The sequence below is a fragment of the Paenibacillus sp. P36 genome (genome assembly GCF_045866505.1).
Lineage (GTDB): Bacteria > Bacillota > Bacilli > Paenibacillales > NBRC-103111 > Paenibacillus_E > Paenibacillus_E chondroitinus.
Window position 1 is genome coordinate 1,066,624 of sequence record NZ_AP038372.1, and the last position, 20,099, is coordinate 1,086,722.

12 protein-coding genes are annotated in these 20,099 nt (G+C 47.3%); all 12 read left to right on the forward strand.

All coding sequences use genetic code 11. The features are described 5' to 3' along the window. The first annotated feature begins 128 nt into the window (after positions 1-128). Positions 129-1,562, forward strand: a complete 1,434-nt coding sequence (locus ACKTT9_RS04955; protein ID WP_407870718.1) for an L-fucose/L-arabinose isomerase family protein — start codon at positions 129-131, stop codon at positions 1,560-1,562. Positions 1,563-1,577: 15 nt separating this feature from the next. After that, entirely contained in the window at positions 1,578-2,432 is an 855-nt protein-coding gene (locus ACKTT9_RS04960) for a transketolase (RefSeq protein WP_407870719.1), read from the forward strand. 3 nt (positions 2,433-2,435) lie between these two features. Next, positions 2,436-3,371, forward strand: a complete 936-nt coding sequence (locus ACKTT9_RS04965; RefSeq protein ID WP_407870720.1) for a transketolase family protein — start codon at positions 2,436-2,438, stop codon at positions 3,369-3,371. Between the two features lie 11 nt (positions 3,372-3,382). Next, on the forward strand, positions 3,383-4,879 hold the full coding sequence (gene glpK, locus ACKTT9_RS04970; RefSeq protein WP_407870721.1) for a glycerol kinase GlpK: 1,497 nt from the start codon (positions 3,383-3,385) through the stop codon (positions 4,877-4,879). Between the two features lie 37 nt (positions 4,880-4,916). Beyond that, positions 4,917-5,810: a nucleoside hydrolase gene (locus tag ACKTT9_RS04975; RefSeq protein ID WP_407870722.1), complete on the forward strand. Its 894-nt coding sequence runs from the start codon at positions 4,917-4,919 to the stop codon at positions 5,808-5,810. A 119-nt stretch (positions 5,811-5,929) separates the two neighbouring features. Then, positions 5,930-7,090, forward strand: coding sequence for a glycoside hydrolase family 105 protein (locus ACKTT9_RS04980; RefSeq protein WP_407870723.1), 1,161 nt, complete (start codon positions 5,930-5,932; stop codon positions 7,088-7,090). A 106-nt stretch (positions 7,091-7,196) separates the two neighbouring features. Then, entirely contained in the window at positions 7,197-9,533 is a 2,337-nt protein-coding gene (locus tag ACKTT9_RS04985; protein WP_407870724.1) for a helix-turn-helix domain-containing protein, read from the forward strand. Between the two features lie 347 nt (positions 9,534-9,880). Next, positions 9,881-10,813 carry an ABC transporter permease gene (locus tag ACKTT9_RS04990; protein WP_407872966.1) on the forward strand — a complete coding sequence of 311 codons (933 nt, stop codon included), beginning with the start codon at positions 9,881-9,883 and terminating at the stop codon, positions 10,811-10,813. Further along, complete coding sequence (locus ACKTT9_RS04995) at positions 10,813-11,709, forward strand: carbohydrate ABC transporter permease (protein ID WP_407870725.1); 897 nt, start codon at positions 10,813-10,815, stop codon at positions 11,707-11,709. Before ACKTT9_RS04990 ends, ACKTT9_RS04995 begins: the two co-directional genes overlap by 1 nt. A gap of 50 nt (positions 11,710-11,759) precedes the next feature. Next, positions 11,760-13,307, forward strand: coding sequence for an extracellular solute-binding protein (locus ACKTT9_RS05000; RefSeq protein ID WP_407870726.1), 1,548 nt, complete (start codon positions 11,760-11,762; stop codon positions 13,305-13,307). A gap of 129 nt (positions 13,308-13,436) precedes the next feature. Further along, positions 13,437-14,360, forward strand: coding sequence for a nucleoside hydrolase (locus tag ACKTT9_RS05005; RefSeq protein ID WP_407870727.1), 924 nt, complete (start codon positions 13,437-13,439; stop codon positions 14,358-14,360). A 316-nt stretch (positions 14,361-14,676) separates the two neighbouring features. Continuing rightward, complete coding sequence (locus ACKTT9_RS05010) at positions 14,677-20,094, forward strand: fibronectin type III domain-containing protein (protein ID WP_407870728.1); 5,418 nt, start codon at positions 14,677-14,679, stop codon at positions 20,092-20,094. Positions 20,095-20,099 lie beyond the last annotated feature (5 nt).

Here is a 20,099-nt window from a genome sequence, read left to right on the forward strand (position 1 = left end):
TTGACGATTAAAAAATACGGTGTTACGATTAGAAAATAAGATAAACAAATTTAGTTATTATGATAATTTTAAGTAATTTTGTTTAGTTATTCTACAGTGAGGTTACTTAAACGAAGGAGACATTGGACATGAAAAAATTTAAGCTCGGTTATGCGCCTACACGTCGTTTTGTGTTTAGTGCGGAAGATGCATTCAAGTACAAAGTCATGATTAGAGAGAAAATCGAAAGCTTCGGATTGGATATGGATATCGTGGATCTGGAGGGGCTGAATTCCGAGGGACTGCTTTATGACGATCACATTAATGCGGATCAGATCGCTGCCCACCTCAAGAATGCGGAGGTAGACGCTGTATTCTTCCCCCATTGCAACTTCGGTACGGAAGATACCGTTGCTCGTGTAGGCAAGGCCCTGGGTAAGCCTGTACTGCTCTGGGGACCGAGAGACGAATCTCCTTTGGAGGATGGCATGCGTCTTCGGGATACCCAATGCGGTCTCTTCGCAACTGGAAAGGTGCTCCGACGCTTCAATGTTCCATTCACATATGTAACGAACAGCCGGGTAGATGATCCTGTGTTCGAAAGAGGCTTTACAAATTTTGTTGCCGCAGCCAACGTGGTTAGGCAGTTCCGCAACCTCCGGATACTCCAGATCGGTCCGCGACCGGCCTCGTTTTGGACGATGATGTGCAATGAAGGCGAGCTTTTGGAACGTTTCGGCATCGAGATACACCCAATCACCTTGGTAGATATTCAGCTGGCAACGAAGAGGATCGAGAAGGGAACCTCCGCTGAGCTGGAGGAAGCGATGATGTATATCAAAAGCAAGATGGACTACTCCGAAGTTACGGAGGAAGATGTCCGACGAATTGCCGCTCTGAAGGTGGCCATGAAGCAGTACGCTCGGTCGACAGGCAGCTCGGCTATCGCGATCCAGTGCTGGTCCTCGTTGCAGGACGCAATGGGCATTATGCCTTGCCTTGCTAACGCCATCTTGACCGACGAGCAAATCCCGGTCACCTGCGAAACCGATATTCATGGTGCCATTACCTCCGTGATGGTACAGGCAGCAACGATGAATACAGCACCTACCTTCTTTGCGGACCTGACGGTACGACATCCGGAGAATCAGAACGGCGAGCTGTTGTTCCACTGTGGTAATTTCCCTGTTTCTCTCTCCGTAGAAGATAAGCCGAAGTTGAAGAAGCACTTCTTGTTTGATTCACATGCACCAGGTACGCATGAAAGTCAAATTAAAGGCGGTCAAATGACCCTCGCGCGTTTCGACGGCGACCACGGGGAATACCAGCTGTTCATGGGCAAAGCTCGGGGCATAGAGGGTCCTTTTACCCGTGGCTCCTGGGTTTGGGTAGAGGTTAATGACTGGCCGCTCTGGGAGGAGAAGCTGGTCAAGGGGCCTTATGTGCATCACTCCGTAGGCATTCATGCGAATGCGATTCCGGCATTGTACGAGGCCTGTCAGTATATCCCGGGATTGACACCAGACCCCGTGGATCCCACGGAACGAGAAATTCAAGCTTGGCTGCGCGGTGCAGGGCTATAAAGGAGGATGGACAAAATGAACAAACTTAATATACAAGAACTTAAGGCAAAAGCGGCGGAGATCCGGATGGAGTTGCTTCGGATGATTCATCGGGCAAAGACAGGACATACTGGAGGCTCCTTGAGCAATACCGATATATTGACAGCTCTCTACTACCGGGTGATGAACGTCGATCCAGCGAATTCCAAGTGGGAGGAGCGTGACCGGTTTGTCGCTAGCAAAGGCCATGCTGTGGAATCCTTGTGGTGCATATTGGGCGATCTCGGGTTTTTCCCGAAGGAGGAGTTGAAGACTTTCAGCCAGTTTGGCACGAGACTGATCGGACATCCAAACAACAAGGTGCCGGGCATTGAGATGAACACAGGCGCCCTTGGCCACGGACTTCCAATCTCAGTAGGCATGGCGCTCGCAGCGAAGCGGGATGAAAAGTCCTACCGCGTCTACTGTCTGATGGGGGATGGCGAGCAGGCGGAGGGATCCAACTGGGAGGCAGCGATGGCGGGAGCTCACTATAAGCTGGATAATCTGGTAGGAATCATCGACCGTAATCGACTGCAGATCAGTGGCACTACGGAAGAGGTTATGGGACTGGAGCCGTTGGAAGACAAGTGGACTGCCTTCGGTTGGAATGTGGTTTCCATCGACGGCAACGATATGGTAGCGCTGGTCGAAGCCTTGGAAGGCGTTCCAACTGTACCTGGCAAACCGACGCTCCTCATGGCGAATACCGTGAAGGGCAAGGGTGTGTCCTTTGCAGAGAATGTGGCGCACTGGCATCACCACGTGCCGAATGATGTGGAGTTGGAGCAAGCATTGGCCGAATTGTCAGCGGTTTTGAAACAACTTCAACAGGAAGGGCAGGTGCAGTAATTAATGAATACAATACCGAACCGTCAAGTGATGTGCGAGACACTGCTGGAGCTAGCCAAGAAGGACCAAAGCATCACCGTGTTGGCTAGCGATTCGCGGGGCTCAGCTGCGATGGCTCCATTTGCAAATGCGTATCCTCAGCAGTTTGTCGAGATCGGCATCGCCGAGCAGAATATCGTAGGTGTAGCGGCAGGATTGGCGCATAGTGGAAAGAAACCTTTTGTTACCTCACCGGCCTGTTTCCTAAGTATGCGCAGTATCGAGCAGATCAAAGTGGATGTTGCGTATTCTGGCACCAACGTTAAGCTTGTAGGCATCAGCGGTGGTGTAAGCTACGGGGCGCTGGGCATGTCCCACCATTCCGTGCAGGATATTGCCGTAGCTCGGGCCATTCCTGGGTTGGCCATCATACTTCCGGCAGACCGTCACGAAACGAAGCGTATGACAGAGGCCCTCGTCAAGCATCAAGGGGGTGTATATGTACGTATCGGTCGTAATGCTGTTGAGGATGTATACGAATCAGACGACTACGAATATGAGATAGGCAAAGCAATAACGATGCGGGAAGGGTCGGACATTACGCTCATCGCCGCAGGCGAAACAGTAAGGGTTGCATTGGATACAGCACAGAAGCTAAAGGAAGCCGGGGTATCCTGCAGAGTTATTAACATGCATACGATCAAGCCGCTTGATGTGGAGGCCATTCGCAAGGCGGCTAGTGAGACTGGACATATTATTACCGTAGAGGAGCACAGCATTCATGGAGGCCTGGGGGCTGCAGTAGCCGAGGTTGTCGTTCAGCAGCAGCCGATTCCAATGCGCATCATCGGGATTCCTGACGAGCCTGCCATAGCGGGCAAGACTGCGGAAGTATTCAAGCATTACGGCATTCATGCAGACCACCTCTGCCAGGTCGCGCTTGAGATGCTCGGGAAATAGAGGTTGCTCTTATGACAAAAGACTATATCCTCGCGATTGACCAAAGTACATCCGGCACCAAGGCCTTGTTGGTGAACCGGGCGGGGCAAGCTATAGCCCAGAGCTCGGCGGAGCACAGACAATATTATCCTTCACAGGGTTGGGTTGAGCACGATCCGCTGGAGATCTACCAGAATGTCGTAAACACCGCTAGACAGGTCTTACAGAAAGCGGGCATCCGTGCAGGACAGTTGGCAGCACTGACGATTACCAATCAAAGAGAGACGGCGTTGCTTTGGGACAGGGTCACTGGCCTCCCGGTGCATCCCGCCATTGTATGGCAGTGCCAGAGAACGGCGGACATGTGCGAAGCCTTGCGCTTGGGCGGCCACGAAGTGGAGGTTCGTGCCAAGACAGGATTGGTGCTGGACCCATACTTCTCTGCCACCAAGTGGCGCTGGATGATCGAGCATGTCGACGGGGTGAAGGAGAAAGTCTCGGAAGGGCGGCTCCTGGCCGGGACCATAGACAGCTGGCTGTTATGGAAACTGACCGGGGGCAGGATTCATGCGACTGATTATACGAACGCCAGCCGGACCTCTCTGTTTAACATTCATTCGCTGCAGTGGGATAACGAGCTGTGCGAGCTGTTTCAGGTTGACAAGGCACTCCTGCCGGAAGTCAAATGCTCCGATGAGTTGTTCGGCGTGACAGCAGACCCTGACTTGTTCGAGGATCAGGTTCCGATCTCGGGAATCATTGGAGATTCCCAGGCGGCTCTGTTCGGCAACCAATGCTTCAAGCCGGGGATGGCCAAGGCTACCTACGGGACAGGTACATCAATTCTGATGAATGTAGGAGAACAAAGCCACTCTGTGGGCAATTCCCTTGTAACGGCCGTTGCCTGGGGGCTGGGAGGCCGCATCACCTACGCATTGGAGGCCGTGATCCGAACGTCCGGGGACTGCATCAAATGGACTCGGGATAATCTGGCCTTGTTTCACAGCTTCGAGGAGATGGAGGAGCTGCTGAAGCAGGCTGAGCATAACGAAGGAGTTTACCTCGTTCCGGCTTTCGTAGGATTGGGTGCCCCCTATTGGGCGGCAGATGCGAGGGCGGCCATTGTAGGGATGAATCGTGGAACGACCAAGGCTCACGTGGTCCGTGCGGCGCTGGAGAGCATCGCTTACCAGGTATACGAGGCGATCGAGCTCATCCAAAACGAATCAGGCGTCCCGATCCAGGAGCTTAAGGCAGATGGAGGTGCCACGGCAAACCCGAACTTGATGCAGTTTCAGGCGGATATCTTACAACGCAACGTGATCAAGTCCGAAGTGGCAGAGCTTTCTGCTATGGGTTCCGTATACATGGGGGGGTTAGGCACTGACTTTTGGTCTTCCCAGGATGAAATCGCTTCTCTGCAAAAATCGTTTCACGTGTACACGCCAGACATGAGCGATAAGCAGAGGGAGCAATATGTAACTGGATGGAAAAGGGCGGTTGCGGGTGTGTTATCTGGTCTGAGCTAGCGTTTATTAAAGACAATAATATAGAGGTGATAAACAGATGGAAATTCAAATTCCACAAGAGAAGAAAACTAGAGTCATTATCAACACAGATGCAAAAAACGAAGTAGATGATCAATATGCGATAGTGCACGCGGTGCTGACACCTTCGTTTGAATTACACGGGATCATCCCAGCACATTTCGGCGACCATAAATCCAAGACAAGCTTAAAGGATAGTCATGATGAAACGATACTGGTATTGAAATTAATGGGGATGGAGAACCAATACAGGATTGAAGATGGTGCAGAACACGCCATGTCCGACGAATTGACGCCGGTTGATTCTGCAGGAGCTCGACTCATTATCGAAGAGGCTATGAAAGATGATGATAGACCACTCTATATCGCTTTTTACGGCCCCTTAACGGATTTGGCGTCTGCGCTATTGCTTGAACCGCGGATTGCAGATCGAAACATCAAGGTAATTTGGATCGGTGGCGGAGATTGGCCGGCGGGCGGTTCGGAATATAATTTGTCCAACGATATCCATTCAGCTAACGTCGTATTTAAGTCGAAACTCGAATTGTGGCAAATTCCTCGCTCTGCCTATCGGCAAATGCCGGTTAGTTTCGCAGAGTTGGTGGAAAGGGTACATCCTCATGGGGAAATTGGTAAGTACCTTGTTGAGAACTTGATCGAGTTCAATAATGCGAATATAAATAGACCGACCGAATACCGAATTCTTGGCGATTCTCCTGCGGTTGGAGTCATTCTTTTTCCTGATTGCGGCCGGTGGTCTTGGAAGCCTGCTCCAGAATTTGACCAACAGATGAAGTATATCCACAACGGGAAAAATCGTCCGATACGGGTATATGAAACGGTTGATCCTCGCTTTATTATGGAAGACTTTTATGCCAAGCTGGCTCAATTTCATAGAAAGTTCGGTCGGTAGAGACGATAATTCAATCATGATGAAATAACAGAGCGTAAACTCAGTTGAGTTGCGCTCTTTCAATCTTCAAAGTTTTAAGAGAAACCTAGTTTTACAAAATGATTCTGGAGGTTATAATAATGAGCAATCAAGAATGGCTTTTACCTATGGTTGAAACCATCATGTCGGAATCCGATTCGAAGGGCTATCATCCGGAAATAAAGGATCAATGGGCTTATGTGCCGGGAATGATGCTATTATCTTTACTGCGGGTTTGGGAAATCACACAGGATTCTAAATATTATGACTATGTCAAAAAACATTTGGAATTGTTCATCGAATCTGACGGCTCCATTCGAACTTACGATCTTGATGAATATAATTTGGATCAGATTAATGAAGGAAAAGTACTGCTTCCTCTATTCAAAAAGACAGGTGAGGAACGTTATGCCAAGTCTGCGCAATTGCTGGTAGACCAATTGAAAAGTCATCCGCGCACTACGGACGGCGGTTTCTGGCATAAAAAAATATACCCGTTCCAAATGTGGTTGGATGGGTTATATATGTCCTCTCCGTTTCTGGCTGAATATGCGAATACCTTCAACAAGCCGGAACTGTTTGACGAAGTAGCTCATCAGCTCTTGACAGTGGAACAGCGTACAAGGGATCCGAAAACAGGGTTGCTGTATCATGGTTGGGACGAAAGCAAGGCGGAGGAATGGTGTAATCCAGCCACAGGGACATCTTTTCATTTCTGGAGTCGCGCAATGGGATGGTACGCGATGGCGATCGTTGACTCGTTGGAGCATTTCCCTCGTAATCATGTGAAGCGAGGAACCATCGCTGGAATCTTTTTGCGTATGGTGGCAGCTTTGGAAAAAGTACAGGATTCGGAGAGTGGACTCTGGTATCAAGTACTCGACCAAGAAAAGCGGGAAGGCAACTATTTGGAAGCTTCCGGTTCCTGCATGTTCGTATATGCGATTGCCAAAGGGGTAAGACTTGGCTATTTGCCACGCTATTACCGCAAGCTTGCGGTAAAAGGTTTTGAAGGGCTGTTGGAGCACTTGGTAACTCAGGATGCGGCCGGCGTACATTTGCATCAAATTTGCAAAGGAGCCGGGTTGGGCAACCGGCCTTACCGGGACGGGTCGTATACCTACTATATCAATGAGACTGTCGTTAGTGATCAATTCATTGGCCAGGCTCCGTTTATACTAGCCGGTGTCGAGATGGAGAGATTGAAATCGGTGCCTGAAGGAACAGTTGGCGACAGCGGGAAAAATCAATTGGTGTTTTAATAGTTTTGAAAACATGATGCCCCAGGCTATGCCTGGGGCATTGGAAAGAAATTGCCGTGAGGCATGACGAAAATGCAAACCGTAAAGGATAAGGGGAGGATCTGCCATGCTTGCATCGTTTTGGAAAGGAAGAGGGATACCGAAGTACATGAAGCTGCTTCTGATTTTCAGTTTGCTGATCGGAGCGCTTCCTGTGCTTGCGTTAGGCACCTATTCTTATATTGTTGCGACAAACGATGCGGAGCAGAAGACGAAGGAAAGTCAATCGCAGTTGCTTGCGCAAACTCAAAATAGAATCGAACAGATGATGAAATCTCTCGAATTGATGTCCATCCAGTTCTCCACTTCCTCAACGGTCACACTATCGTTGCGCGAGGTTCTGGACGTGACAAATTTAGCCCAGGTTCAAGACTTATCTAAAGGTTTGTATGGAGTGCAAGCGCTTTCGAATATATCGGAAGGATACTTGATTGATATTGAGCATGATTGGGTAATGAGTTTAACATCCGTCGTCCCTTTAAGCAGGCACCCGATCCGCGAGCAGTTGTCCATCTATGAGAAGCAGCCCAGTAATATGTTTTGGGATACCGGCTCCTTAATCGCGACAGGTAATGGTGTGGCCGATGAAACTGTGCGGCTGGTGCAAAAGCTTCCCATCATGCCGTTGACTCAACAACCAAGAGGATTTTTGATCTTTGGATTGCCTAAGTCTCAGTTTCAAAATATTCTTTTGCAAAAAACAGAAGAGCTCGGACATATGTATGTTTTAGACAGGTATGGCAACGAATTTCTGGAACCGAACAAAGAAGAAACTGCGAAGTATAATCCGACGAATGCACGCATACTGGATAAGATTCAGCAAAACGGCGAATCGATTGGTTTTTTGTATGGCTCGGTCGGGAACAAAGCGACGCTGTTTTCTTATCGGCATACGGACTATAACGGCTGGACCTACGTATATGCTTTATCAGCGCAGGAGATGAGAAGTCAAACCCGAAAAATCGCCATCGGTACGCTTATTGCGCACGTTGTCATCTTACTGATCGTAGGAGTGTTAGCTTGGATCATCAGCAGACGAATGTATTCTCCGATTAAAAGGCTGAATGAGTTGACGATGGCCGTTTCGGCAAACGTAGCTACAATCGGTAGCGGCAAGGATGAGTTCAGCTCACTTGAAGAACGTTTTCGCTCGCTGTTCAGCAAGGGACAGCAGTTGAATCAGCAAGTACAAGATCAATTTGCTCAACTAAAGGAATTTCTAATCCTTAAGCTGTTTGCCGGCCAGCTAACCGAAAGCGATTTTGCTCACCGTAGCATGATATGCGGATTTCCTACGGAATGGGGATCCCTTGCGGTTTTGACGCTCCAAATCGATACGCTGCAGGATACTCGTTACCGGAGTCACGATCGTGATTTGCTGCTGTTTGCCATCCATAATATGGCCTCCGAACTGATTCCAGCTGATACCAGGTTTAGTCCTGTTCTCCTCAACCAGTATCAAGTAACAATTATCAAGAGCGATTTGACGGATGAAGGTGAACTCAAGCAGTACTACTTCGCCATGGCGGAGTTGCTGAAATCGAAGGTGCATCAGTATCTGGAAGTGAGTGTCAGTATCGGAATTAGTCGATCTTTCACGCGTACGACCGATGCAGTCCGTGCTTACAATGAAAGTCTGGAAGCCTTGAAAAGCCGGATCTACCTGGGACACGGCATCATTCTTCATTACGATGATATGCATGCCGAGTTAGGCGAAACGGCTACCGCAACCTATAGTCAGCTCAAGTGGACGGAAGAGCAACTGGTACAAGCCCTGAAGCTAAGTGGACCGGATAAAGCGGAGTCGTGGCTGGAATCCTATATGTCTGTACTAACAGAACGAAATGTCGCTGTGAACGATTATCCCTTATTCATGATGCAGCTTGTTTCGCGCCTTTATCAGCTTGTACATGAAAAAGGAGGATCAGTGCAGCAAGTGCTCGGTGAGAACGCTTCTTATTCGGAACTGATGAAACTGAATACTATGGAAGACACCTCCGAGTGGTTTAAAAACGAGTTGCTTGCTCCGATAGGTGAATATTTGACACAGTTAGATGAAATACAATATGAAAGTATCGCCAATAAGGTCGTGAAGCTGATTGAGGAAAAATACAACCGTGATATCACGCTGGAGGGATGCGCCGCGGAGTTGAATTTTCACCCTGTCTACTTGGGCCGCGTGTTCAAGAAGGAAACCGGAATGTCCTTCAGTGATTATTTAATTGAATTCAGGATAAAGCTGGCTAAGGAATGGCTAAAGAACACGACGATGAAAATATCGGATATTTCCGAAAAGCTTAATTATTCGAATACGACGGCGTTTATCCGTATTTTCCGCAAAGTGGTTGGTATGACACCGGGGCAATATCGTGAGCAAAACGGAAATATAAACCGGAAACATTGATAGAAACGGGAAGGTTCAAACTGAGCTTTCCCTTTTTTTGCGGAGCGCCCAATATGGGCGCTATTTCTTTAGGGTCAAGTCCCAAACCAAGCACAGGCCGAGGTTGCAGAAGGTATATACAGGTTTTGTACGGGTAGCTAATTGCGTAAACTGTCGCAGTATATAAGTAGCCATCGGTTCTTAAAGCATGTAGTTGCATCCGGTCTATAGCATGTTCTTCTGTCCCCAACGACAATAGAGATATGCATCGAAGACGAGACTTGCTCGATAAGGAGGATGAAGACTACGCTATGCAAACACATAATAGAAAGGAGGCTGAAGTCGGCGTGGTTAATTTGAGCGTTGATATGGGCACTAAAAAAATCACTCGTAGAAAGCCGAGTTGGGCAAAGGCTCTGCTGAAAGATCGCTGGCTGTACATAATGGCTCTGCCGGGCCTTGTTTATTTTCTTATTTTCAAATATATCCCAATGTACGGCATCATTATGGCTTTTCAAGATTTCAAGCCGCATCTAGGTTTCTCGCAAAGTCCTTGGGTTGGTTTCAAACATTTCGAGCGCCTTTTCAGCGAAGAGCAGTTTTGGGTACTTTTTCGCAATACGTTTATTTTGGCGGTTTATAACCTGATCTTTTTTTTCCCGTTGCCGATCATTCTTGCCTTGATGCTGAACGAGGTGCGAAGGGAACGCTTCAAACGAGTTGTGCAAACTTTCATTTACATTCCGCATTTCGTTTCATGGGTCGTTGTCGTAGGTATTTCCTACATTATGTTCACGACCGAAGGCGGGGCGGTAAATGAACTGCTCTTCTCAATCACCGGACATAAAATTCCATTTCTTCTTGAGTCAGACTGGTTTCGTCCAATGATCGTCATTCAATCTATTTGGAAAGAAGCCGGTTGGGGGACAATCATTTTTCTTGCAGCACTCACAGGGGTCGACATCCAGCTCTATGAAGCGGCACGTATGGATGGAGCAGGCCGATGGCGTCAAATGTGGCATATCACCTTGCCTGCTATCCGCAGCACAATCATTATTCTGCTTATTCTTCGCCTTGGCGATTTCTTGGATACAGGATTCGAACAAATTTTTCTAATGCTTGCTCCAACGAACCGCGATGTCGGGGAAGTGTTCGACACGTTCGTTTACATGAAAGGACTGCAGCAAGGGCAATTCAGCTACAGCGCGGCGGTTGGACTTTTTAAATCGTTTGTTGGACTTGTACTGGTACTCGGAGCAAACTGGTTAGCTAAGCGATTTGGAGAAGAAGGTGTATATTGATGTCGTCAGAGAGGAGTGGAATCGTGAACTACGACAAATCGTGGGGTAATAAAATTTTTAATGCGGTCAATTATATCTTCCTTGGGCTTATTGCGCTGGTTTGTGTCCTTCCGTTCGTCTATATCGTGGCTGTTTCTTTTACGGCACCGGAAATTGTCGCCCAGGGCGGGTTTATATTGTTTCCGAAAAAGTTATCTCTTTCAGCTTACAGTTATATTTTTTCAACGAATACGTTGATTCGCAGTTTGGGTGTGTCCATTTATCTCACGGTGCTTGGAACACTCATCAATCTGGTCTTTACATCGCTACTGGCGTATCCGCTTTCTCGTTCTCACTTGAAAGGACGCAGAGTAATGCTGTTAGCTGTATTGATCACGATGCTGTTCAACGGGGGACTGATTCCGACATTCTATGTAGTCAAGTCGTTGCACATGATCGACACACTTTGGTCGCTTATGATTCCGACGGCCATTAGTGCTTTTAATCTAATCGTGCTTAAAAACTTTTTTCAGCAAATCCCTGACGGGCTGGAGGATTCGGCTAGGATCGACGGCTGCAACGATCTCGGTATTTTAGTGCGTATCGTGATTCCGCTTTCATTGCCTGCGATCGCGACCTTCGGACTGTTCTATGCGGTCACTCATTGGAACAATTTTTTCAGCGCAATCATGTATATCAATAATAATACCAAATGGCCAGTTCAGGTACTTCTGCGCGAAATCGTCATCAATGCTAACAGTCGGGTCGGAGACACGAGCACAGATGAGATACTCATACAGCCGCTAACGATCAAAATGGCTGTCATTGTTTTTGCTACATTTCCGATCATGTTTGTATATCCTTTTTTGCAGAAGCATTTTGTCAAAGGCGTCATGCTGGGTTCGGTCAAAGGATAACGACCAGCTTGATATATAAAATAATTCTTTATAGGGAGGTTCTTGTATTTATGAAAAGAAATTTGAAGCTTGCATTCGTCTGTTCTGCGTTCGCTGGCACGATGCTATTAGCAGCGTGTACGAACGGAGCGGACAAGTCATCCAGCCCCAATCCGTCCGGTAGCAGCTCAGCAGCCAACACGCCTGCTGTGACGGCGTCAACGCCGCTCGAGTTGAGTATCGCCATCCAACAGGTGGGCGACATTCCTGCCAAAGGCAACCCCGTCGAGCAGGCAATGGAGAAGTTTACAAACACGAAACTCGACTTCCAATGGATTCCGTCTGCTGCGTATAACGACAAAATCAATGTGATGCTCGCCTCCAACGACATGCCGAAGCTGCTTAGGGTCACTACTAGCCCGACAGTAACGAACGCTATCCAATCTGGGATGTTTTGGGAAATCGGACCGTACCTAAAGGATTACAAAAATTTAAACGCTGCGAACAAGCAATACTACGATAACATCGGAGTCGATGGCAAGGTTTACGGCGTTCCGGAGTTCCGCAGCATGGGACGGGGAGCGGCTGTCTACCGCAAAGATTGGCTTGACGATCTAAAGCTTTCTTATCCGAAGACGCTCGATGAGTGGTATAACGTGATCAAGGCGATGACATTGAGCGATCCGGATAAAAATGGGAAGAACGATACTTACGGCTTTATGCTTTACAAAGGATACAACGATGGTGATGCCTCGGTATTGAGTCGATTCGCAACCATGATGGGCGGTGTCAACAAGTGGGGCGTTGACAAGGACGGTAATTTTACGCCCGAATATATGACTCCGGAATTTTTTGACACGATGAAGATGTTCCGAAAGCTATATTCCGAGAAGTTGTTGAATCAGGATTTTGCGGTTCTCGATTACTCGGAAACGGAGAAGATGATGGATACGGGCCGCAACGGGATGCGCTTCGGTGTCTATGGAAACGGCAAGAGCCAATTGGAACGCACGACCAAGAACGTTCCGAATGCGGTCATCGATATCGCTCCATTTGAAGGTCCAAAAGGTATCCGCATCGCTGCTGAACCTGGAAACTTCGGCTACCTTGTTATTCCTAAATCATCAGTGAAGACAGAAGCAGAGGCGAAGAAGGTGCTCGGCTTCCTCGATAAAATGATGGAGCCGGAAATGGCCACGCTGCTGACGCGCGGTATCGAAGGTAAGCATTTCGCTAATACGGCTGACGGTAAGACGGAGTTCACCGACTCTGCTGCGTTCTCGCGTGAAGTGGCACCGTACCGCAACAACATCCCTTACATCGAAACCATTAGTATGGTGAAACAGCTGAAGGACGTCCCGATCGGAGAGAAAGCTGCCAAGCTGGAAGCGGATGGCGTGAATTATATCGTTCCCAACCCGGCGCTTACTCTGAGTTCCCAAACTTACGCCGAGAAAGGCCGTGAACTGGAGCAAATGATGATGGATGCGGAAACGAAATATATTATGGGCAAAATCGATGATGCCGGCTGGCAGCAGGAAATCGACAAATGGAAAAAAGCAGGTGGCGAGAAATTGATAGGGGAATACAAGGCTTCTTATCTGAAGAATAAAAAGTAAATAACCATTACGGTTACTAAAGTGGTGAAAAAGGACAGGACCCCCTGAAACTTTGAATGTTCTTAGTGAGGAGGGTCCTCTACCCTATCATCTGTAATACACATTCACTCGCTAGGAGAGAGAAATGAAATGAATAAAATGACAAGCTTTTTACCCTATGATGTACCCTGGCAAAAAAAAATACGACTCATCGTAAATACCGATGCCAAGAATGAAGCGGATGACCAATTCGCCATAGTACACGCGCTTCTCACTCCAAGATTTAATATTAAGGGCATCATTGCCGCCCATTTCGGAACCAAGCGTACGCAAACTTCGATGATGGAGAGTTATGAGGAATGCCAACACGTCCTTTCCTTATTGGGATTCACGGAAGAGGATGTCAGCCTCTACAAAGGGGCCGAAAAGGCAATGCCCGACGAGAAAACACCCGTACCATCAGAGGGAGCCGAACTCATCATACGGGAAGCCATGTCGGATGATCCATCGCCTCTGTACGTCATTTTCCTTGGAACGATTACCGATTTGGCCAGTGCTTACCTCAAGGAACCTCGTATTGCCGACAAACTCACAGCGGTGTGGATCGGAGGCAACAAATATCCAGAAGGGGGAGCGGAGTTCAATCTGAGCAATGATATTCACGCGGCCAATGTGGTGATGGCTTCCCCAATCCCATTGTGGCAGGTTCCACGCACGGTTTATACGACGATTCGTGTTAGTCTTGCTGAGCTTGCATTGAAAGTCCGCCCTTACGGAGAGATCGGGAAATACTTGTTTGACCAGATGATTGAATGCAATAACTTCCATGCCGGCAATCCCCGTTTCCCCAAGGGAGAAATGTGGTCCCTCGGCGATTCACCGGCCGTGAGCCTGCTACTGGATCATCACGATTATGCTTATGAAGAAAGACCGGCTCCGCGGTTCACGGAAGACATGCACTATGTGCATGTTCAAACCGATCGTATGATTCGCGTTTATCATTACTGTGATCCACGGTTTACTTTGGAGGACATGTTCTCTAAAATCGCTTTATTTCATGCCAGCCGACAATAGATTTCTTAAAAAGAAGGGAGGTTATTCCTATCAAGAATCCATTATACATGTGGCTAGGTAAAAAACTTGGTGTCATCTCAGTTAAATAAATGCGGCAAAATTTAAAAGGTATTTTCTTGTAAAAATAAATAATTAATTCATTTTTGATAATAGTTAGAATGATATATATTAAGTTTCTGAAACGCAATCATAGACCGAATTTCCAATTTTACATTTCAGGTTCACGTACCATGCATCGATGTGCTGGCAGAAATCTTTGTCCAATATGCCTCGGCGAATGCCGAGGCTATTAAATATCAAGGAGGTGCAATTTACATTGAAAAAGAAACAACTAATGAAAACGATTTCAATGGCTGTGCTGTTGTGTATGCTGCTCAATATTATACCCATCCAACTGCCTTTTGTTCATTTAATCAATAATGTAAACGCTGCGTCGCTGCCTGCCGGATGGGCTGGAATAAACATTGGCGGGTCTGGAGGTGCATCAAGCTATGATCCTGCCTCCGGGACATATACGATAACAGGCTCCGGAACGGGATTGGATAACAATACGTCAGATTCTTTATACTATGTTTACACTGCTTTACCTGCATCAGGTAAAGAAATATCTGTTACGGCTAGGGTTACGTCAGTAAATGGCTATACGGCTAACACTCGGGTAGGTCCTATGATTCGGGCAAATACTGACGTTGATTCTCAACTAGGCGCAGCGTATTCAACGGGCTCTGCTACGAGATATTTCTCCAGATATTGGAACGTCACTGCGAATGCAAATAGTGCTGGTGCGGGAACCTCAGGGACGGGTATAAGCGTTTCAAGTACGCCGTTTGGGGATTCATATCTAATGAAAGTAGTTAAAGATTCAAGTAATCGATACCGGGCATGGTTTTCTGTAGATGGGGGGAAAAACTGGACTGCGCCAGGTAGTGTAAAAGCCGCAGCGACGACAGACACTAGTGTGCCTATGCTTGTCGGATTTGCTGTAGGTACCAATGCATCTGTTACAGTTGATCATGTAACCATTAATAATACACCCTCAAGGGTGAGGGCAACTGCAGGAGATACCGAGGTAAATCTCGCTTGGGATGAAGTCGGCGGAGCGAATTCGTACAAAGTCATGATGAGCACGACTTCAGGCGGCCCTTATACCACGGTTCAGGACGGTATAACTGGATCCAGTTATACAGTGACCGGTCTAACAAATAATACTAGCTATTATTTTGTGGTAGCTGCAAACTTGAATTATTACGAAGTCAGCAATTCCAAGACGATTACGGGAACAAGTGAAAATTCGCAACAGGTAACAGTAACACCGATGACAATGCTTCCTGCTGCACCAACAGGCTTGACAGCCGTAGCCTCAAACGGGAAAGTCGACTTAAGCTGGACGCCCGATTCACGTGCAACCTCCTACACCGTCAAGATGGGCGCCAATGCAAACGGACCCTATACCACGCTGCAATCTAATATTACGGCATCAAGCTTTACGAAAACCGGTCTGACCAATGGAACAACCTATTATTTTGTTGTAAGCGCTACAAATGCTCTTGGGGAAGGCGCGAATTCAATAGAGGTCAATGCTGCTCCTCAGCCTGATACCGTACCTGATGCGCCAATAGTAACAGCGGTAGCCAAAAGCCAAGGTGTCAATCTATCCTGGCCGCCGATTGCAGGTGCACTGTATTACAGGGTTGATAAGAGCACAACGGCCGGTACAGGATATACGACGGTTGCAGGCCATGTGAATGAGACAACTTACTCCGACACGGGGCTTACCAATGGCACTACATACTATTATAAGGTATACGCAGTAAACAGCCAGGGCACGGGAACGAGCTCTTCCGAGGTAAGCGCAGTACCGTCTTCTATTCCACAAGCAGCGCCTGCTGGACTTTCCGGATCAGCTGATTCTCAAAAAGCGACGCTTACCTGGCAGCCTGTTTCTGGTGCTGACTACTATACATTAAAGATGAGTGCAACGAGTGGAGGACCTTTCACGACAGTCGCTACCAATATCAACGCAACCTCCTACACTGTTTCTGGCTTAACTAATGATCAACCCTACTATTTCGTTGTCAGCGGGTCAAACAGCTCCGGTGATGGTCCTGACTCGTTGCAGATAAGCGTAACACCGGTTGTACTCCCCGCAATTGATCCGACGCTGCCTGCCGGATGGAATGCGGCAAATATTCATATCGGTACTGGAGCTTCAGGTGTAACGAGTTATGATTCTAATACGGGAACATTTACAATAACAGGATCCGGATTAGGGACGAATGATAAGCAATCGTATGAATCCATATTTTATTTGTATAAAACAGTGAACCCGCCAGACATTAATCAAGAGGTATCCATTACGGCAAGAATAACAGCCTTAAGCGCATATAGCAGTCAAGTTAGGGTAGGACCTATGATCCGGCAGAATACGGATCCTGGAACCTATATGGCCGCACTGTTGTATAATGGCCCGACTTCTACAATTGCCTACTCAGGCGGAAGAACCACAAGCAGGACTACACTCAATGCGACAGCTTCAGGCGGCGGGGCAGGAGTGGAAAGTATTAGCAGCTCAACCACACCTTTTAATGAATCAATACTTTTTAAAGCAGTAAGAAGAGCTGAGAGCGGCTCGGTGAAATATAAAACGTTTATTTCCTTTGACGGCGGAAAAAACTGGACGAATAAATCTACTACCGGCGCCCTGCCAGCCGATGCAACTGCGCAAACGCTTCTGGGGCTTGCAGTGGCTGAGGCTAAGACAGCTACCATCGATCATGTCACCATTAACGAGGCTCCTTCCAGAGTGAGAGCGACAAAAGAAGATGGTGAGGTCAAGCTGGACTGGGATGAAGTGGGCGGAGCGGCATCGTATAAAGTCATGATGAGTACGACTTCAGGCGGGCCATATACCGAGGTGATGGACAGTATCACGGGGAACAGTTATACATGGAGTGGTTTAACGAATAATACGCCTTATTATTTTGTAGTAGCTGCGAACCTGGACTATAAAGAAGGATCCACGCAAATTACAAGAACGAGTGGAAATTCGGAACAGGTAACAGCTACACCTGCGGCGACTCCTCCTGCTGCACCGACAGGATTGGCTGCCGTAGCCGGAAACGCGAAGGTGACCCTTAACTGGACGGTAAATCCAAAAGCAACCTCCTACAGTGTAAAAATGAACATGACATCAGGAGGTGCTTATACCACACTGCAAACAAATATTATCGGTACAAGCTTTACAGCAACCGGGCTTGCCAATGGAACAACCTATAATTTTGTTGTAAGTGCTTCAAATGCTAATGGGGAAAGTTCGAATTCTTCTGTGGTCAGTGCTACTCCTCAACCTGCTTTAGTAAGTGGTCTTTCCGGAACTATGATGAACGGATCGGTCGATCTATCTTGGAACAGCATCACAGAAGCTGTATATTACAATCTTAAAAGAAGCAATACCTCCGGGTCAGGTTATATGACAGTTGCTTCCAATGTATATGATACTGTTTATTCGGATACCGGTATCACGATCGGAAGTACGTATTACTATGTTGTTAGTGCAGTAACTGTGGATGGAGAAGGACCTAATAGTGCTCAAGTAGCCATAAAATATGATGTCCCCGGTGCGCCAGCAGTAACTCGTATAGCAAGAGACCAGCGTGTAGATATTTCCTGGCCGACGGTTGCAAATGCTGTGTATTATCAGGTTGCGAGGAGCGTATCAGCAGGTACCGGATATATAACAGTGGCGGATAATGTGTATGGGACATCGTATACCGACACTGGGCTGACCAACGGTACTACTTATTATTATAAGGTATATGCAGCCAACATTCTGGGTTCGGGAGTTAGCTCTGCTGAGGTAAGTGCGGTTCCGATGCTTCCTCCGCAATCTGCGCCTGCGGGACTATCGGGTGCAATTGGACCGCAAAAGGCGACTCTTACCTGGGAGTCAGTTGCAGGTGCTACCAGTTACAATGTGAAAATCAGTGAAACAAGCGGCGGACCTTATATTTTAGGTGCTGATAATATTAATGCTACAAATTACAACTATTCGGGTTTAACGAATGATAAGACCTACTATTTTGTTGTTAGTGCGTCAAACAATTCCGGCGAAGGGCCGAACTCGTCTGAGGTGAGCGTAACACCAAAAGCGCTCCCAGCAGCGCCGATGACACCTCTGCTGGAGTATGGCGACCAATATATTACCGTATACTGGTTGCCTGTGGCAGGTGCGAATTACTACACAGTGAAGACAAGCACTGGACAAATCATCGCAACGAATCTTACGGGCAACAGCTATACAATTACAGGATTGAATAATGGAATTGGCTATAGCTATAAAGTCAGCGCAACGGGTGTTGCCGGTCAGACTTCTGATTCAAGTACTGTAACTGCATCTCCCGTCGCAAGTCCGGCAGCAATTAGTGTGCCGAGTGAAAGTGTTATATCTGATCTATTGGTCTATGATACGGTGAATAAAGCTAGTTGGTCTGTAGTTCCCACTGGTCCAAAGTTAGGCGGAATTATATACGGAGACAGGACAACGGGTCAATTTAATTTTGGCAGCTTCCCGGAAAAGTATTCTGTGATGGAACACCTTGTAACGGCAGGAAACTCCAAGAGCTTTGGCGGAAATAAAGCTGCTGCCTTCAAGCTTAAGGAAGACGCTTTTGTTTACGTAGGCTTTGATTCCAGATTGATACAAATTCCTCAATGGGCTGCTTCATGGGAAAAAACTGATGACATGATCTCTTCGAGTGATGTGAGCGGTAATTCTTTGCCTTTCAGCATCTATAGAAAGTTTTTTGCTGCAGGTTCAAAGGTGCAATTGGGGGCAAACGGTCAAACAAACGGCGTTATTAATTACTTTGCACTCATCGAAGCGCTGCCAAAAGTATACGAGATGGACCCAGTGCAGCAATGGGTGAATGTGCCTGACTTTGATTTGTCGCTAACATTCATTGAATACCTGACAAATGTCTCGATCAAGCATAATGGCAATACAATTACGGAAAGCGAATCTATTGATGCAGACTCGACGTTTAATCAACAGATAAGCCTGGCTGAAGGTATGAACACTTTTGAAATCAACTATACAAGAAGTAACGGTATGTCGGGTTACAAAATGTTCACAGTAGATTACGATACAGTGAATCCGGTGATTTCAATGACTTCCGTGCCTGCAGCCAAGGTAGCTGACACTGCTTTCAACTTTGGTGGCTCCATTAACGAGGATGCCTACATTACCGTAAAGCTGAATGGACAGGTGTTGGATTCATTGTTTACTGTGAAAGACGCAGCATTTGAACAGCAGGTTACCTTTATCGAAGGGTACAATACCGTCCAATTGCTCGTAAAGGATAAAGCAGGGAATGAGTCGATTGCAAACTACAATGTATGGTATTCTCCTCTTGCAATAGGTAATGTGGCATTCAAGGATCTGAGCGGCAACACTCTCAGTCGTCTGGAGGCTTCAAATAGCCTGGCAGCAAGCGTAGAGGTGACCAATAAAGACTCCGTGTCAAGAAATGTTCAATTGATCGTCGTTCTTTATGATAGTCATAATCAGGTGAAATTATATTCTGCAGCATCCGATTCTCTTGCAGTAGGAAAGACAAAACAGCTGTATGCAGGCTTTAAACTGCCTTCAGATATTACCGGATACAAGGTGAAGGTATTCATCTGGGATTCTCTAAAAGGCATGAAGCCATTGGAAACTGAAACTGAATTTAAGTAAGGAGG

Bases quoted from the DNA above. Each gene is read 5' to 3' on its own strand.
- ACKTT9_RS04985 (WP_407870724.1), top strand. From the start codon at position 7,197: ATGCTTGCATCGTTTTGGAAAGGAAGAGGGATACCGAAGTACATGAAG.
- ACKTT9_RS04980 (WP_407870723.1), top strand. From the start codon at position 5,930: ATGAGCAATCAAGAATGGCTTTTACCTATGGTTGAAACCATCATGTCG.
- ACKTT9_RS04975 (WP_407870722.1), top strand. From the start codon at position 4,917: ATGGAAATTCAAATTCCACAAGAGAAGAAAACTAGAGTCATTATCAAC.
- glpK (WP_407870721.1), top strand. From the start codon at position 3,383: ATGACAAAAGACTATATCCTCGCGATTGACCAAAGTACATCCGGCACC.
- ACKTT9_RS04965 (WP_407870720.1), top strand. From the start codon at position 2,436: ATGAATACAATACCGAACCGTCAAGTGATGTGCGAGACACTGCTGGAG.
- ACKTT9_RS05000 (WP_407870726.1), top strand. From the start codon at position 11,760: ATGAAAAGAAATTTGAAGCTTGCATTCGTCTGTTCTGCGTTCGCTGGC.
- ACKTT9_RS04955 (WP_407870718.1), top strand. From the start codon at position 129: ATGAAAAAATTTAAGCTCGGTTATGCGCCTACACGTCGTTTTGTGTTT.
- ACKTT9_RS05005 (WP_407870727.1), top strand. From the start codon at position 13,437: ATGAATAAAATGACAAGCTTTTTACCCTATGATGTACCCTGGCAAAAA.
- ACKTT9_RS04990 (WP_407872966.1), top strand. From the start codon at position 9,881: ATGGGCACTAAAAAAATCACTCGTAGAAAGCCGAGTTGGGCAAAGGCT.
- ACKTT9_RS04960 (WP_407870719.1), top strand. From the start codon at position 1,578: ATGAACAAACTTAATATACAAGAACTTAAGGCAAAAGCGGCGGAGATC.
- ACKTT9_RS04995 (WP_407870725.1), top strand. From the start codon at position 10,813: ATGTCGTCAGAGAGGAGTGGAATCGTGAACTACGACAAATCGTGGGGT.